12 protein-coding genes are annotated in these 14,936 nt (G+C 70.8%); all 12 read right to left on the bottom strand.

Annotation, left to right across the window (positions count from 1 at the left end):
* Positions 1 to 24: 24 nt before the first annotated feature.
* A complete protein-coding gene (gene prmC, locus AC1DWR_RS00610; RefSeq protein WP_477623285.1) occupies positions 25 to 882 on the bottom strand; it encodes a peptide chain release factor N(5)-glutamine methyltransferase in 858 nt (285 codons plus the stop codon).
* A complete protein-coding gene (gene prfA / locus AC1DWR_RS00605) occupies positions 879 to 1,964 on the bottom strand; it encodes a peptide chain release factor 1 (protein ID WP_477623284.1) in 1,086 nt (361 codons plus the stop codon). The genes prmC and prfA overlap by 4 nt, the downstream gene beginning before the upstream one ends.
* Positions 1,965 to 2,097: 133 nt before the next feature.
* A complete protein-coding gene (rpmE, locus tag AC1DWR_RS00600) occupies positions 2,098 to 2,322 on the bottom strand; it encodes a 50S ribosomal protein L31 (RefSeq protein WP_179420590.1) in 225 nt (74 codons plus the stop codon).
* 109 nt (positions 2,323 to 2,431) lie between these two features.
* Positions 2,432 to 4,501 (bottom strand): ATP-binding protein, encoded by a 2,070-nt coding sequence (locus tag AC1DWR_RS00595; RefSeq protein ID WP_477623283.1) that lies wholly within the window; start codon positions 4,499 to 4,501, stop codon positions 2,432 to 2,434.
* Positions 4,498 to 5,946: a glycosyltransferase family 2 protein gene (locus AC1DWR_RS00590; RefSeq protein ID WP_477615592.1), complete on the bottom strand. Its 1,449-nt coding sequence runs from the start codon at positions 5,944 to 5,946 to the stop codon at positions 4,498 to 4,500. The genes AC1DWR_RS00595 and AC1DWR_RS00590 overlap by 4 nt, the downstream gene beginning before the upstream one ends.
* Entirely contained in the window at positions 5,943 to 6,995 is a 1,053-nt protein-coding gene (locus tag AC1DWR_RS00585) for a HEAT repeat domain-containing protein (protein WP_477615593.1), read from the bottom strand. The genes AC1DWR_RS00590 and AC1DWR_RS00585 overlap by 4 nt, the downstream gene beginning before the upstream one ends.
* The gene (locus tag AC1DWR_RS00580) at positions 6,992 to 7,375 is read right to left on the bottom strand and encodes a response regulator transcription factor (protein WP_477615594.1); all 384 of its coding nucleotides are present in this window, start codon (positions 7,373 to 7,375) and stop codon (positions 6,992 to 6,994) included. The genes AC1DWR_RS00585 and AC1DWR_RS00580 overlap by 4 nt, the downstream gene beginning before the upstream one ends.
* Positions 7,376 to 7,531: 156 nt before the next feature.
* A complete protein-coding gene (gene rho, locus AC1DWR_RS00575; RefSeq protein WP_477623801.1) occupies positions 7,532 to 9,628 on the bottom strand; it encodes a transcription termination factor Rho in 2,097 nt (698 codons plus the stop codon).
* Between the two features lie 286 nt (positions 9,629 to 9,914).
* Positions 9,915 to 10,877, bottom strand: coding sequence for a homoserine kinase (thrB, locus tag AC1DWR_RS00570; RefSeq protein ID WP_477623282.1), 963 nt, complete (start codon positions 10,875 to 10,877; stop codon positions 9,915 to 9,917).
* On the bottom strand, positions 10,877 to 11,962 hold the full coding sequence (gene thrC, locus AC1DWR_RS00565) for a threonine synthase (protein WP_477623281.1): 1,086 nt from the start codon (positions 11,960 to 11,962) through the stop codon (positions 10,877 to 10,879). The genes thrB and thrC overlap by 1 nt, the downstream gene beginning before the upstream one ends.
* A complete protein-coding gene (locus AC1DWR_RS00560; RefSeq protein WP_477615597.1) occupies positions 11,962 to 13,329 on the bottom strand; it encodes a homoserine dehydrogenase in 1,368 nt (455 codons plus the stop codon). The genes thrC and AC1DWR_RS00560 overlap by 1 nt, the downstream gene beginning before the upstream one ends.
* 167 nt (positions 13,330 to 13,496) lie before the next feature.
* Complete coding sequence (gene lysA / locus AC1DWR_RS00555) at positions 13,497 to 14,933, bottom strand: diaminopimelate decarboxylase (RefSeq protein ID WP_477615598.1); 1,437 nt, start codon at positions 14,931 to 14,933, stop codon at positions 13,497 to 13,499.
* Between the last annotated feature and the right edge of the window lie 3 nt (positions 14,934 to 14,936).

Raw genomic sequence — 14,936 nt, 5'->3', positions numbered from 1 at the left:
CTCGACCCGGCCGCGGCGCCGGGGTCAGGCCCGGATGGCGGTGGTGGCTCGCGGACGACCGGTCAGGTCGTCGTGGTCGGCCACCTCGGTCCACTCGCCGGTCCGGCGCAGGGCGCCCGGCAGCGTGACTCCCTGGCTGTCGGCGTGCTCGATGACCAGCAACCCACCGTGGCGCAGCAGCACAGCCGCGCGCGCCGCAACAGCCAGGGGGATGGCAAGACCGTCCTCGCTGCCGCCATAGAGCGCGAGCTCGGGATCGTGGTCGCGGACCTCGGGATCGAGCGGCACCATGCCGAGCGGGATGTAGGGCGGGTTCGACACGACCACGTCGACCGTCCCCTCCAGCTCGGGGAGGGCCTCGGTGGCGTCGCCCTGCCGCAGGTCGACGGCGAGGCCGGAGTCGGCGACGTTGCGCTCGGCCCAGGCGTGCGCCTCGCGACCCAGCTCCACGGCATACACGGTCGCGGCCGGCACCTCGTCGGCGACCGCGAGCGCGATCGCGCCCGAACCGGTGCACAGGTCCACCACGAGCGGCGCCTCCAGTGCGAGTGCGGCGTCGATGGCCAGCCCGGCGACGAACTCGGTCTCGGGCCGCGGCACGAAGACGCCGGGCCCCACGCTGAGCTCGAGCCGGCGGAACCCCGCCCGCCCGGTCAGGTGTTGCAACGGGATCCGTGCACCACGTTCCGCGACGAGACCTGCGTAGCGATCGAGGAAACCGGGATCGGCCTCGTCGAGCATCACCATGCGACGCCTGACCTCCGCGACATCGCTGCCGAGGGCGAACGCGGCCAGGGCGACGGCGTCCGCCTCGGGCGAGGGCACACCCTCCTCGGCGAGCTCAGCCGTGGCCCGCACGACCTCCGATCGCAAGGTCGTCACTGACCGGCGCCCTCGGCGACGGCCGCCATCTGGGCGGCCTCGTCGGCGTCGACGGCGGACTGGACCACTGCCTCGAGGTCGCCGTCGAGCACGGCGTCGAGGTTGTAGGACTTGAAGCCCGTGCGGTGGTCGGACAGCCGGTTCTCGGGGAAGTTGTAGGTGCGGATCCGCTCCGAGCGGTCGACCGTGCGGATCTGGCTCCGTCGGGCCGCACTCGCCTCGGCGTCGGCGGCCTCCTTGGCGACCGCATGGAGCCGGGCGCGCAGCACCCGCATCGCCGACTCCTTGTTCTGGAGCTGGCTCTTCTCGTTCTGGCAGGACACCACCACCCCCGTCGGCAGGTGGGTGATCCGCACGGCCGAGTCGGTCGTGTTGACCGACTGGCCGCCGGGCCCGGACGAGCGGTAGACGTCGATCTTGAGGTCGTTGGCGTCGATGGTGACCTCGACCTCCTCCGCCTCGGGCATGACCAGGACCCCGGCCGCGGACGTGTGGATCCGGCCCTGGCTCTCCGTGACGGGCACCCGCTGCACGCGGTGCACGCCGCCCTCGTACTTCAGCCTCGCCCAGGGGCCCTCCCCCAGCGCCGGCGTGCCCTTGGCCTTCACCGCCACCTGAACGTCCTTGTAGCCGCCCAGGTCGGACTCGGTCGCGTCGATGACCTCGGTCTTCCACCCGCGCCGCTCAGCGAACCGCAGGTACATCCGCAGCAGGTCGCCCGCGAACAGGGCCGACTCCTCGCCACCCTCACCGGCCTTCACCTCGAGGATCACGTCGCGGTCGTCGTCGGGGTCGCGCGGGATGAGCAGCCTGCGGAGGGTGCCCTCGGTCTGGGTGAGACGTGCCTCGAGCCCGGGCACCTCGGCGGCGAAACCCTCGTCCTCCTTGGCGAGCTCGCGCGCGGCCGCCAGGTCGTCGGTCGCGGCATGCCACGCGTGGTATGCCGCGACGGTCGGCGCCAGCGCGGCATACCTCTTGTTCAGCTTGCGGACCAGATTCTGGTCGCCGAAGACCTCGGGATCCGCCAGCTGCTTCTCGAGGTCGGCATGCTCCTGGACGAGCGCTGCAGCGGACTCCAACATGAGGGCTCCTGAGGTCGTGCGGGTGGTGGTGCCGGGTGGTGGTGCGCGGACGGCGACGTGGCAGGAACGGCGAGGCGGGGAAAGCAATGCGCCGGCCCTGACCCCAGAGGTCAGGACCGGCGCATCGGGAAAGCTACTTGCTCTCGGCAGCAGCCTTCTTGCCGTAGCGGGCCTCGAACCGGGCCACGCGGCCACCGGTGTCGAGGATCTTCTGCTTGCCGGTGTAGAACGGGTGGCACTGCGAGCACACCTCGGCGCGGATCTGGCCGGAGGTCGCGGTGCTGCGAGTGGTGAACGTGGACCCACAGGTACAGGTGACCGTGGTCTCGACGTACTCGGGGTGGATGTCCTTCTGCAAAACGTGCTCCTTGAGTCATGTGGCCGGGTCGGCTGGGCGGGTTGCCCTGGACGTGTCCATGCCGTGAACCGGTCAGCAGTCAAGTGTGCCAGAGAGCGGCGCACATCTCCTAAACGGTGGACAGGGTGCCGACATTCCCCGTCGGCAGGGCCACCCGGATGACGGTCCCCTCGCCCTCGACCGAGTCGATGGACAGCTCGCCACCGTGGCCCTCGACGATGGCCCGGACGATTGCCAGGCCCAGACCCGTGCCGGGGATGGCGGCAGCTGTGGCGTTCGAGGCGCGGAAGAAGCGGCCGAACAGCTGCGGCAGGTCCCCCTCGGGGATGCCGATGCCGGTGTCGGCCACCGTGACGACGACGCGACCGTTGGCTTCCGCTGCGCCGATGGTTGCCTGCCCGCCGGACCTGGTGAACTTGACCGCGTTCGACCCGAGGTTGATGAGACTGCGCTCCAGCTGACCCCGGTCGACCCGGATCAGGAGCTGGGGGTCGATGGGTTCGACGACCAGCGTGACGCCGGCCGCGTCGGCCACGGGGCGCAGCATGTCGGCAACGTCCGCCACGAGCTCGTCCACGGCGACTTCCTCGACCGAGGACTGCAACCCGGTGGCCTCGATCTTGTTGAGCACGAGGAGGTCCTCGATGAGGCCCCGCAACCGGTTGGCGTTGCGTCCGATGATGTCGAGGGCACCACGTTGTCGCGTGGAGAGGTCACCGAAGTCACCGTCCTCGAGGAGCTCGAGGTAGCCGTTGATGGAGGTCAGCGGGGTCCGCAGCTCGTGCGACACGGTGGCCATGAAGTCGGTCTTCTGGCGATCGAGTGCGGTGAGCTGGTCGACCTGCGCCTCGCGCATCTCGCGCAGCCGAAGGTCGACGATGGACTGGGCGACGTAGCCCGCACACTGCTGGACGGCCTGGATCTCGTAGCGGCGCCAGCGCCTCGGGGTGTCGACGGTCATCAGGGACAACACGCCCAGGCCCTGCTCGCCGATGCCCACGGGCACCATGAGGAGCGACTTGGCGCCGGTGGCGCGGTAGAACCGCCCGGCGCGGTCCTGCGTCTGGACTTCCGCGTGGAGGAAGTCCGAGAGGACGAACACGGTGGCTTCGCGGCGCAGCTCGTCCCCGACTTCCTTGACCTCGCCGGCGAGTGATGGTGGCAGCGCCCCGAGGTCGGGCAGGTCGTCGCGGTGCCACTGGGTCCGCTGGTCGATCACCCCCGACTCGTCGTGGGTGTAGAGCATGATCCGGTCCACGGACAGGCCCTGCCCGAGCATCGCGCAGACGGTGTGCAGGGCGGAGTCGATGTCCGGCGCCCCGTGCACCACCCGGGCGACGTCGAGCACCAGCTGGTGGGCGAGCAGGACGACCGACTGCTGCTCCTGGAGCACCTGGTTGGAGCGGGTCAGTCCGTTGAAGTCGGCAGCCAGTCCGCGAACTTCCGCGGCGCCGGTTTCGACGTCGGCCAGGGCGTCGCGGTCACCGTCACGCTGGCGCTCGACGACCGATCGCAACCGCTCCAGCGGGCCGCTGACCGATCGCTCCAACAGCCGCCACCCACCGAGCACGATGGCCATGGCCAGCACCATGGTGCCGGCCGCGATCGCCACGATCCTCTGGACCGAGTCCCGCGCGCCCTCCCGAGCCGCGTCCCGCTCGAGTCGGATTGCCTCGTGCAGACCCCGGTTGCTGGCGCGGAACTGCCGGAACCGGTCGATCGCGTCGGCCTCGAGGACGCTGCGCGCCGACGGGGTGCCCTGCGCGCCGACCTCGGCTGCCCGCGCCGCCTTGAACCACGCGTCGACGGCAGCGCGCTGGGTGCCCAGCAACGCGGCATACCTCGAGCGGGTCTCGGCGCGGATCGTCGGTGACCTCAGGGCGCGTTCGATGGTGGCGAGGTCAGCGGAGACTGGCTCGCGCTTGAGGTCGTAGCGCGTCAGCGGGGCGGAGCCGCCGATCAGCTGGCTCCACCCAGCGTTGGCCTCGGTCATCTCGATGAGGACGGCGTTGTTGGCGTCGAAGGCGGGGCCGTAGGACAGCGTCAGCGCCTGGACGTCGCGACTCTGGCTGGTGATGTTCGAGAGCGACGCGATCGCGACGATGGGGAACAACAGGACCAGCGAGAGCCCGAGGACCCTGAGCTGTCCGGAGACCGAACGGCTGCCGAGCTTGGTCACTCGCCCGCCTCGCCGAAGCCGGTGCGGGTCATCACACCCCACACCTGCTTCTTGCGCCGCAAGCTCGCCCACCAGCCCTCGAGCCGCCACCACACGGTGAGCTGGCGGTAGCCGACGTTCTCCAGCACCGACGCGACCAGGGTGAGCCCGAGGTCGCGCCACCGTTCGTGACGGTGGAACGACCACTCCTCGGCGGCCATGGCCGACAGCGTCACGAGGACCGCGAGACCGTAGGCCAGCGCGAGGAACAGCAGCGCGTAGGGGATGTTGACCACGCCGAGGACCAGCGCGAGCGGCACGATGATGATGCCGAAGAACTCCAGCAGCGGGGCGAAGAGCTCGAAGACCCAGTAGTACGGCAACGCGATCAGGCCGACCTTGCCGTAGCGGGGACGCAGGAGCATGCCGCGGTAGGCCCACAGCGTCTCCCACAGCCCGCGGTGCCAGCGTCGCCGCTGGTTGCGCAGCACCGAGAACGTCGAGGGGACCTCGGTCCACAGGACCGGCTCCGGGACGAACCCGACGCGGTAGTCGCGTTTCTCGTCGTGCAGCTTGCGATGGATGCGCAGGACCAGCTCGAAGTCCTCACCGATGCTGTCGGGGTCGAGCCCACCGACCTCGACGACGACGTCGCGGCGGAACAGGCCGAACGCCCCGCTGATCAGGATGAGGGCCCCGAAACGCGACCACCCGGTCCGGCCGAGCAGGAACGCGCGGAGGTACTCGACCACCTGGATGCGGGCCAGCCACGGCTTCGGCATCTGGACCTTGACGATGCGCCCGGAGACGACCCGACTGCCGTTGACGGGCCGGATGGCACCCCCCGCTGCCACCATGCGGATGGGGTCGTCGGCGAACGGCTGCGTCACCCTGAGCAGGGCGTCGGGCTCGAGGATGGAGTCGGCGTCGATCATGGCGACGAGTGGTTCGGTGGCCGCGTTGAGGGCGACGTTGATCGCCTCGGACCGGCCGGAGTTCTCCTTGCGCACCACGAGCAGCCGGGTCCGACCGTCACGGGGCACGTGCACGTCGATGATCCGGGCCCGGATCGGGACGTCCTGCGGGATCTCGCGCGGGATGGGGACCAGGTCGAAGGCCGCGCGCAGTCGCTCGAAGGTCGCGTCGGAGCTGCCGTCGTCGACGACGACCACCTCGTGCCGGGGATAGCGCAGCGAGAGCAGCGCCTGCACCGAGGTCACGATGCCCATCTCCTCGTTGTGGGCCGGCACGAGGAGTGAGACCCCCGGGGTCAGCGCACCACCGAAGGTCTCGACCACGGCCTCGCGACGGCGGTGCTGAGCCCGGAAGTCGATGCTGGCCAGGACGATCAGCAGGAGGTAGGAGAGGTTGATGACCGCGAAGTAGACAAGGATCGGCACCGAGCTGAAGTCCATCACCCAGACCACCGCGGCCCGGAGGCCGTCGACGGAGCCCTCCCAGCTCACGCCGCGCTCCCCTTCAGGCGGGCCAGGGCCAGTGCCGTCTCGACAGACGCGTTGGTCGGCGCCGACTCGAGCACGGCACGCCCGGCCGGGCCCAGGGCAAGGAGCGAGGTGGCCGCCATCTCGGCCAACCGCGGATCCGGGTCGCCCAGCAGCTCGCCCAGACCGTCGACGGCAGAGGGTTCGCCGAGCTCACCCAAGGCCGCGGCGCAAGCCCGACGCAGTGATCGTGGCCGGTCCGCTGCGGTCTGGCGCAGGAGCCCCGCCACGTCCTCGGCCCGGCCCATCCGTCCGAGGGCGACCGCCGCCGCCTCACGCACGGTGTGGTCGTCGTCGCTCGCCAGGGCGACGCGCAGCGCGTCCAGGGACCGCGAGAAGCTGCCCTCCCCGCTGAGGTATGCCGCGACCGTGCGAGTGGTCGGGCTGCTCGCCGACAGGGCGTTCACCAGCGACCCGGAGATGCCGACCCCCATTCCTTCGAGGGCGTCAGCAGCGGGCCCGGCCGGGACCACGCGCTCGGCCCCGACGGCCACGAGCAGGGCGGCCGACGCCGTCGGCTCCCCGAGCCGGCCCAGGGCCCTGGTCGCGGCGACGCGGACCTCCGGCGCGGGGTCGCCGAGCGCCTGGACGAGCAGCGGCAGCGCGGTGCCCACATGGCACAGGCCGAGGATGTGCGCCGCCCGCGCCCGACGCAGGGTGCTGCGGTCGCGCAGGTCGTGGGGTGCGCGGTCTACGGCGCCATGGACGAGGAGCACCGACGCCAGCTCCTCGGCCGGGACCCCGCGCACCTTGCCCAGGAGCTCGAGGACGACGTCATCCACTGCCTCGCGGGCGGGACCGTCCACCTCCATGAGGGCGTCACGATGGCTCCCGTCATCGTCCTCACCCGAGGCGACAGCGAGCAGGTGCGCACGATGGGGTGCGACGAGCTCCGCGGTGCGTCGCTCGCGGACGGTGCGCGACACCTTGGTGAGCACGATGAGCAGCACCAGGGCAAGACAGGCCAGCAGGACCAGAGCTGAGGAGGCCCACAGCAGGTCGTGCCGGGTCACCGGACGCGCGCCAGGATCCCGTTGACCCGGTGCAACAGCTCTCGTGGACTGAACGGCTTGATGACATAGTCGTCGGCGCCGACGGCGAAGCCGGTGTCGACGTCGCTGTCTCGCGACTTCGCGCTGAGCAACAGGACCGGGACCGTGGCGGCACCGCTGTCCCGGATCTTGCGCAGAACGTCGATGCCCGAGAGGCCGGGCATCATCACGTCGAGGATGACGAGCGCGGGCGCCTCCGCCTGGAACGCCTCCCAGGCGCTCAGTCCGTCTGGAACAGCCTGCACGGCGTAACCGGCTTGGGTGAGTTTGAACTCGACGAGATCGCGAATATCCGGGTCGTCGTCAGCGACGAGCACTCGGATTGCCTCTGCCGCGGTCACTGCCATTCCCTTCGGTCGTCGTGCAGTTGGTGGTGCGCGTACCCATGCTAGGCCGTGAGACACGCAACTGGGGTCCGACACCACCTGGTGGCGGACCCCAGCCCGTTGTCGTGCCGGTTGTCTGGCCGGCTGTCGTGCCGACAAGTCCGGTCGGAGTCAGTCCTTGTCGCCGTCATCCAGGCGGATGGACGAGTTCTGCTGGACCTGGATGAGGAACTCCATGTTGCTCTTGGTCTTCTTGAGCCGGTCGATCAGGAGCTCGATCCCCTGCTGCTGGTCGAGCGCGGCCAGGACCCTGCGGAGCTTCCACATGATCTTGAGCTCGTCGCCCGACAGGAGGATCTCCTCCTTGCGCGTGCCCGAGTTGTTGATGTCGACCGCAGGGAAGATCCGGCGGTTGGCCAGGCCACGGTCGAGCTTGAGCTCCATGTTCCCGGTGCCCTTGAACTCCTCGAAGATGACCTCGTCCATGCGGGAACCGGTCTCGACGAGGGCGGTCGCGAGGATCGTCAGGGACCCGCCGTTCTCGATGTTGCGCGCGGCCCCGAAGAACTTCTTCGGGGGGTAGAGCGCCGCGGAGTCGACACCACCGGACAGGATGCGCCCGCTCGCCGGGGCGGAGAGGTTGTAGGCGCGACCCAGCTTGGTGATCGAGTCGAGCAGCACGACCACGTCGTGGCCCATCTCGACGAGACGCTTGGCCCGCTCGATCGCGAGCTCGGCGACCGTCGTGTGGTCCTCGGCCGGTCGGTCGAAGGTCGAGGAGATGACCTCACCCTTGACCGCGCGCTGCATGTCGGTGACTTCCTCGGGACGCTCGTCCACGAGCACGACCATCAGGTGGCACTCGGGGTTGTTCGTCGTGATGGCGTTCGCGATGGCCTGCATGACCATCGTCTTGCCGGCCTTCGCCGGGGCGACGATGAGGCCGCGCTGGCCCTTTCCGATCGGCGCGACGAGGTCGATCACGCGGGTGGTGAGGATGCCCGGCTCGGTCTCGAGGCGCAGGCGCTGCTGGGGGTACAGCGGCGTGAGCTTGCCGAACTCGACCCGCTTGCGGGCATCGTCGGGGGTCATCCCGTTGACGGTGTCGAGGCGCACCAGGGCGTTGAACTTCTGCCGCTGGTTCTGCTGGGAGTCCTCGCGCTGGGCCTTCACGGCACCGGTGACCGCGTCACCCTTGCGCATGCCGTTCTTCTTGACCATGCCGAGCGGGACGTAGACGTCGCCGGGGCCCGGCAGGTAGCCGGAGGTGCGGACGAAGGCGTAGTTGTCGAGCACGTCGAGGATGCCCGCGACGGGCACGAGGACGTCGTCCTCCTCGACCATCGGCTCGTTCTCGTAGTCGCTGCCGTAGTCGCCGCGCTGCCCGCGCTTGTCACGGCTGCGGTTCCGGTTGCGGTTGCGGCGACGTCCGCCGCGGCCGTCGCCGTCGTCGTCGTAGCCCTGCTGGTCCTGCTGGCCCTGCTGGCCCTGTTGGCCCTGCTGACCCTGGTTGCGCTGGCCGCCCTGCTGGCCCTGACCGGCCGCCCCGCCCTGCTGGCGGCCACCCCGGTCGTCGCGGTCGTCGCGGCTGTCCCGGTTGTTCCGGTCGCCCTGGAAACGGTCGTCGCGGTCCTGTCGGTCGGCCTGCTGGCGCTCGCGTCGGTCGCCCTGGAAACGGTCGTCGCGGTTGTCGCGGGCCTGTGCGCCGTCCCGGTTCTGGTCCCGGTTCTGGTCCCGGTTCTGGTCCCGGTTCTGGTCGCGGCCCACCTGGTCGCGGTCCGGTCCACGGTCCTGCTGGTCGCGGTCCGGTCCACGGTCCTGCTGGTCGCCGTCGCGGGCGCCTTCGCGGTTCTGGCGCTGAGCCTGCGGGCGCGCTGCCCGGTCGGCCCGGTTGCGGTTCGGGCGCTCGCCCTGGGGGCGCTCGTCCCGGTCGCCCTGCTCGCCACGCTCGGCACGGTCGCCCTGCTCGGCACGGTCGGCACGGTCGCCCTGCTCGGCGCGGTCGCCGCGCTCGGCACGGTCGCCGCGCTCGGTGCGGGACTGCGGGCCCGACTCCTGCCCTGACTGCTGCTCACTGCCGGTCTGCTGGTCGGTGGCGGGCGCCTCGGCCCGGGCCGGACGCTCCTGCTGCGGGGCGGTCCGGCGTGCCGGCGCTCCTGCTCCGGACTGGCGGTCCTTGATGGCGGTGACGAGGTCACCCTTGCGCATCTTGGCGGTGCCGGTGATGCCCATGCTGGCGGCCAGGCCCTGGAGCTCGGCAACCTTCATGGTGCTCAGTGCGCCGGAGCGGCGCGGCTTCTCGTCCTGCGAACCCGCAGAGTCGAGAGTGGTGGTGTCTGTCACGAAGGATCCTTCCCCCTCGTTCGCGGTCCGGTGTTCAGATCCCGGACCGGTGCTTGGGTCAGAAGTGCTGACCGATGGAGCCACATGCAGCACAGGGAGGCGTGGCAGCACGAAGGCCGCCGACATGTGGTGGGTGCAGTTCGCTGCTGGATGCGCAAGAGGAGGCATCGGCTGCGAGTGCGCACCCAATGTAACACCGTTGGCGCGTGCGTCAGTCCCGACTGCCCAGAATGTCCCCTCCGTGTCGCAGGCGCCTGACCTGCGCACCTGTCTCCGGGATGCCCGGGTCGAGGACCTGCCACGAGTCGCCAGCCTCCCCGGCGATGGCGGACACCTGGTCGTCGGTGGTGAGGACGAGCACCGAGGGTCCGGCCCCCGAGATCACGGCTGCGTGGCCGCGGTCGCGCAGCTCGTCGACGACGGCCATGGACGCCGGGAAGGAGTCCCTGCGCGCCTCCTGGTGCAGCCACTCCCGGGTCGCCGCCAGCAGGTATGCCGGCTGGCTGGTCAACGCCTGGACGAGCAGGGCCGCGCGGGCCGAGTTCAGGGCGGCGTCACCGTGCCGGATGTGGGTCGGCAGGACCGACCGTGCCTTCGCGGTGGACAGCTGGGCCGCGGGGACGAGCACCAGCGCGCGCACGTCGCGATGGGGCTGGAGGCGAAGGGTCTGGGTGCCGCCCTCGGACGAGTCGGCCCAGGACAGCGTGAGACCTCCGTACACCGACGCAGACGAGTTGTCCGGATGCCCTTCGAGGCGGGCCGCGAGGTCGTTGGTGAAGGTGAGGTCGGGCGGACCCGTGACCCCGCGGCATACGTCGTGAAGTGCTTGTGCCGCAACGATTCCGGTCACGATCGCCGTGGCGGAGGACCCCAGTCCGCGGCCGTGCGGCACCTCGTTGCGGCACTCCAGGTGCAGTCCGGCGGCAGGCTGGGTGCCGAGCTCCTCCCACGCCCGCACCATGGCGCGGACGACCAGGTGGCTGGCATCGCGGGGGACCTCGTCGGCCCCCTCCCCGTCGACGTCGATCCGCACGCCGGGCTCGTCGGTCACGGTCGCCACGCAGGTGTCCCAGAGCCCGAGGGCCAGCCCGACCGAGTCGAAGCCCGGCCCCAGGTTCGCGCTGCTGGCCGGCACCCGCACCCTCACGGAGCTGCCGGCGAGGAGCTCGCCCATCAGTCCTGCAGCCCCAGGGCCTGCGCGGCCGTGAAGGCGTCCACCGGCACCCGCGTCGGGGTGACGTCGGAGCCGTCGGCGTTCCTGAGCGCCCACTGCGGATCCTTCAACCCGTGCCCGGTGACCGTGCAGACGATCGTGGCACCGGCGGGGACGTGTCCGGCCTCGGCAGCCTGCAGGAGGCCGGCGACCGACGCCGCCGAGCCGGGTTCGACGAAGATGCCCTCTCGGGCCGAGAGGATCCGGTGCGCGGTGAGGATCTGCTCGTCCGTGACGGACTCGATCCGGCCGCCGGACTCGTCGCGGGCGGCCTCGGCCTGCTTCCACGAGGCGGGGTTGCCGATGCGGATCGCCGTGGCGATCGTGTCGGGGTCGTCGACGGGGTGTCCCAGGACGATGGGCGCGGCGCCGGCCGCCTGGAAGCCCCACATCTGCGGGAGCATGGTCGCCGGGCCGGGCTGCTCGCTGCCGCGGTGGTACTCGCGGTAGCCCTTCCAGTAGGCGGTGATGTTGCCCGCGTTGCCCACCGGGAGGCAGTGGATGTCGGGGGCGTCGCCGAGCGCGTCCACGACCTCGAAGGAGGCGGTCTTCTGGCCCTCGATCCGCGCCGGGTTGACCGAGTTGACCAGCTCGACGGGATAGGACTCGGCCAGCTTGCGAGCCAGTGTGAGGCAGTCGTCGAAGTTGCCGTCCACCTGGAGCAGGGTCGCGCCGTGCGCGATCGCCTGGCTGAGCTTGCCCATGGCGATCTTGCCGTCGGGGACGAGCACCGCGCAGGCCATGCCCGCCTTGGTGGCATAGGCCGCCGCGCTGGCGCTGGTGTTGCCGGTCGACGCGCAGATCACGGCCTTGGCGCCGTGCTTTGCGGCCAGCGAGATCGCCGCCGTCATCCCCCGGTCCTTGAAGGACCCCGTCGGGTTCAGTCCCTCGTACTTCACGAAGACCTGTGCCCCGGTGAGCTCGGACAGGTGCTCCGCGGGGATCAGCGGCGTGCCGCCCTCCTGGAGCGTCACCACAGGTGCGCCCTGGAGCATCGGCAACCGGTCGGCATACTCGCGGATCACCCCGCGCCACAGCCCGGCCATCACTCCCCCTCGACCCGCATGACCGACACGACCTCGCGGACGGTGTCGAGCCCGGCGAGGGCCTCGACGGTCGCCGCGAGGGCGGCGTCCGGGGCGATGTGCGTCACGACGATGAGGTTGGCGCGGGTCTCGGCGGCGTCGCCGTCGGGGCTGTCCGGGTCGGCGGCGATGAGGTGCTGGCGGACCGTCTCGATCGACACGCCGTGCTCGGCGAACGCCGTCGCGACCTGGGCGAGGACGCCCGGGCGGTCTGCCACGTCGAGGCTGATGTGGTACCTCGTGAGGGCCTGACCCATGTCGAGCACGGGCAGGTCGGCGTAGGCCGACTCGCCGGGGCCACGGCCGCCGCCGACGCGGTGCCGGGCCACGGCGACCACGTCACCGAGCACGGCGCTGGCGGTGGGGTCACCTCCGGCACCCTTGCCGTAGAACATGAGCTGGCCGGCCGCATCGGCCTCCACGAAGACCGCGTTGAAGGCATCGCGCACCCCGCCGAGGGGGTGCGACCGAGGGATCATGGCCGGGTGCACCCGGACGCTGACGCCGGGCGCGAGCCTGCCGTCGGCGCCGACGACCTCGGTGCGCTCGCAGATCGCGAGAAGCTTGACGACACAGTCCATCTCGCGTGCGGCCTGGATGTCCGCAGCGGACACCTCGGTGATCCCCTCGCGGTAGACCTGGTCGCTGGAGACGCGCGTGTGGAAGGCGAGTGAGGCGAGGATGGCGGCCTTGGCGGCGGCGTCGAAGCCCTCGACGTCGGCTGTCGGGTCGGCCTCGGCATAGCCGAGCGCCTGTGCCTGCTCGACGGCCTCGGCAAACCCCATGCCCGTCGAGTCCATCTTGTCGAGGACGTAGTTGGTGGTGCCGTTGACGATGCCGAGCACCTTGCGCACGTCGTCGCCGGCGAGCGACTCGCGGATCGGCCGCAGGATCGGGATGGCCCCGGCGACCGCGGCCTCGTAGTAGAGGTCGACGCCGTGCTCTGCCGCGGCGGCGTACAGGGCGGGACCCGCCTCGGCCAGCAGCGCCTTGTTGGCGGACACCACGGAGGCGCCGTTCTTCATGGCCAGCTCGATGAGGGTCCTGGCCGGCTCGATGCCCCCGATCACCTCGATGACGATGTCGGCGGAGGTGATGATCGACTCGGCGTCGGTCGTGAAGAGGGCGGGATCGACGGGCAGGTCGGAGCGGTCCTTGCCGGCCCGGCGCACCGCGATGCCGATCAGCTCGAGGGGCCGACCCACACGGGCCGCGAGGTCGTCGGAGTGCTGCGTGAGCATCCGGGCCACGGACGAGCCGACGACACCGCACCCGAGCAGTGCCACCCTCAGCGGCCGCTCGGCCGTTGCCTGCTCGCTCTCACTCACGCTGACTTCCCTCACTGCGTGCTCCTCGCGCCCTGGTGGGCCTGCTGCTGGATCCAGGCCATCGTGCCCGGATCCCGGCCATCGTGCCGGTGTCCACGGTGTGGACGCTCATTGTTCCGTCATCCGGACGAACTGTCGCTGCCGCGTCCATCCGCGCCAATCCTTCGTCAGCCAACGTCCAGCGCCAGCAGATCCTCCACGGTCTCGCGGCGGACGAGGACCCGGGCCCGACCGTCGCGGACGGCGACCACCGGGGGTCGCGGGGTGTGGTTGTACTGGCTGGCCATGGAGCGGCAGTAGGCGCCCGTGCCGGGGACGGCGATCAGGTCGCCCGCGGTGATGTCGTCAGGCAGGTACTCGTCCATGACGACGATGTCGCCGCTCTCGCAGTGCTTGCCGACCACGCGGGCGAGCCGTGGCGCGGCGTCCGAGCGGCGGCTGGCCAGCGTGCAGGAGTAGTCGGCGTCATAGAGGGCGGTCCGGATGTTGTCGCTCATCCCGCCGTCGACCGAGACGTACGTGCGGGCCATCCCCCCGCCGAGATCGACGTCCTTGACCGTGCCGACCTCGTAGAGCGTGAAGGTGCTCGGGCCCACGATGGCGCGTCCCGGTTCGATCGAGATCCTCGGCGTGGGGGTGTCAGGACTCCCGTCGCCGACCGCCTTGAGCTCGCGCCGGACGAGGTCGGCCATCTGTTCACCCAGCTCGCGGGGTGACAGCGGGGTGTGTTCGGTGGTGTACGCGATCCCGTAGCCGCCACCGAGGTCCAGCTCGGGCAGGTGGAGGCCGTGCTCTCTCGCCACCTCGGCATGCAGCCCGATCAGGCGCCGGGCCGAGACCTCGAAGCCTGCGGTGTCGAAGATCTGGCTGCCGATGTGGGAGTGCAGTCCCAGGAGCTCGAGCCGGTCGCCGTGCGCGAGGATGCGGCTGACCGCCTCGGCGGCCTTGCCACCGGCCAGGGAGAAGCCGAACTTCTGGTCCTCGTGGGCGGTGGCGATGAACTCGTGGGTGTGCGCCTCGACCCCGACCGTGACGCGCACCATGACGGGTGCCCGGACGCCGAGCTCGCCGGCGACGTCGGCGACGCGGTCGATCTCCTCGAAGGAGTCGACGACGATCCGTCCCACGCCGTAGTCCAGTGCTTGGCGGATCTCGGCCACCGACTTGTTGTTGCCGTGCAACCCGATCCGCTCCGCAGGGAAGCCCGCCCGCTGCGCCACCGCCAGCTCACCACCCGAGCAGACGTCGAGGCACAGTCCCTCGTCGGCCACCCACCGTGCCACCTCGGTGCACAGGAACGCCTTGCCGGCATAGAACACGTCGACCCCGCCGAGCTCAGCAAACGGCTCGGCGAACTCGTCGCGGAAGGCCCGCGCCCGGGCGCGGAAGTCCTCCTCGTCGACGACGTATGCCGCGGTGCCGAACTCGCGCGCGATGCTCACGACGTCGAGACCCCCGACGGTCAGCCGTCCCTGCGCATCACGACCGATCGTCTGTGGCCAGAGCTGCGGCAGCAGCTCCATGACGTCGGTGGGCCACGGCAGCCAGTGCGGCGGTCCGCCGTATCCCTCGGCGTGGAGGGCTCCAGCCTCGTGAGCGCGCATGGG

Source organism: Pedococcus sp. P2_E2 (assembly GCF_056403955.1).
Note: the sequence above shows the minus strand (reverse complement) of the source record. Positions and strands in the feature narration are given on the sequence as shown.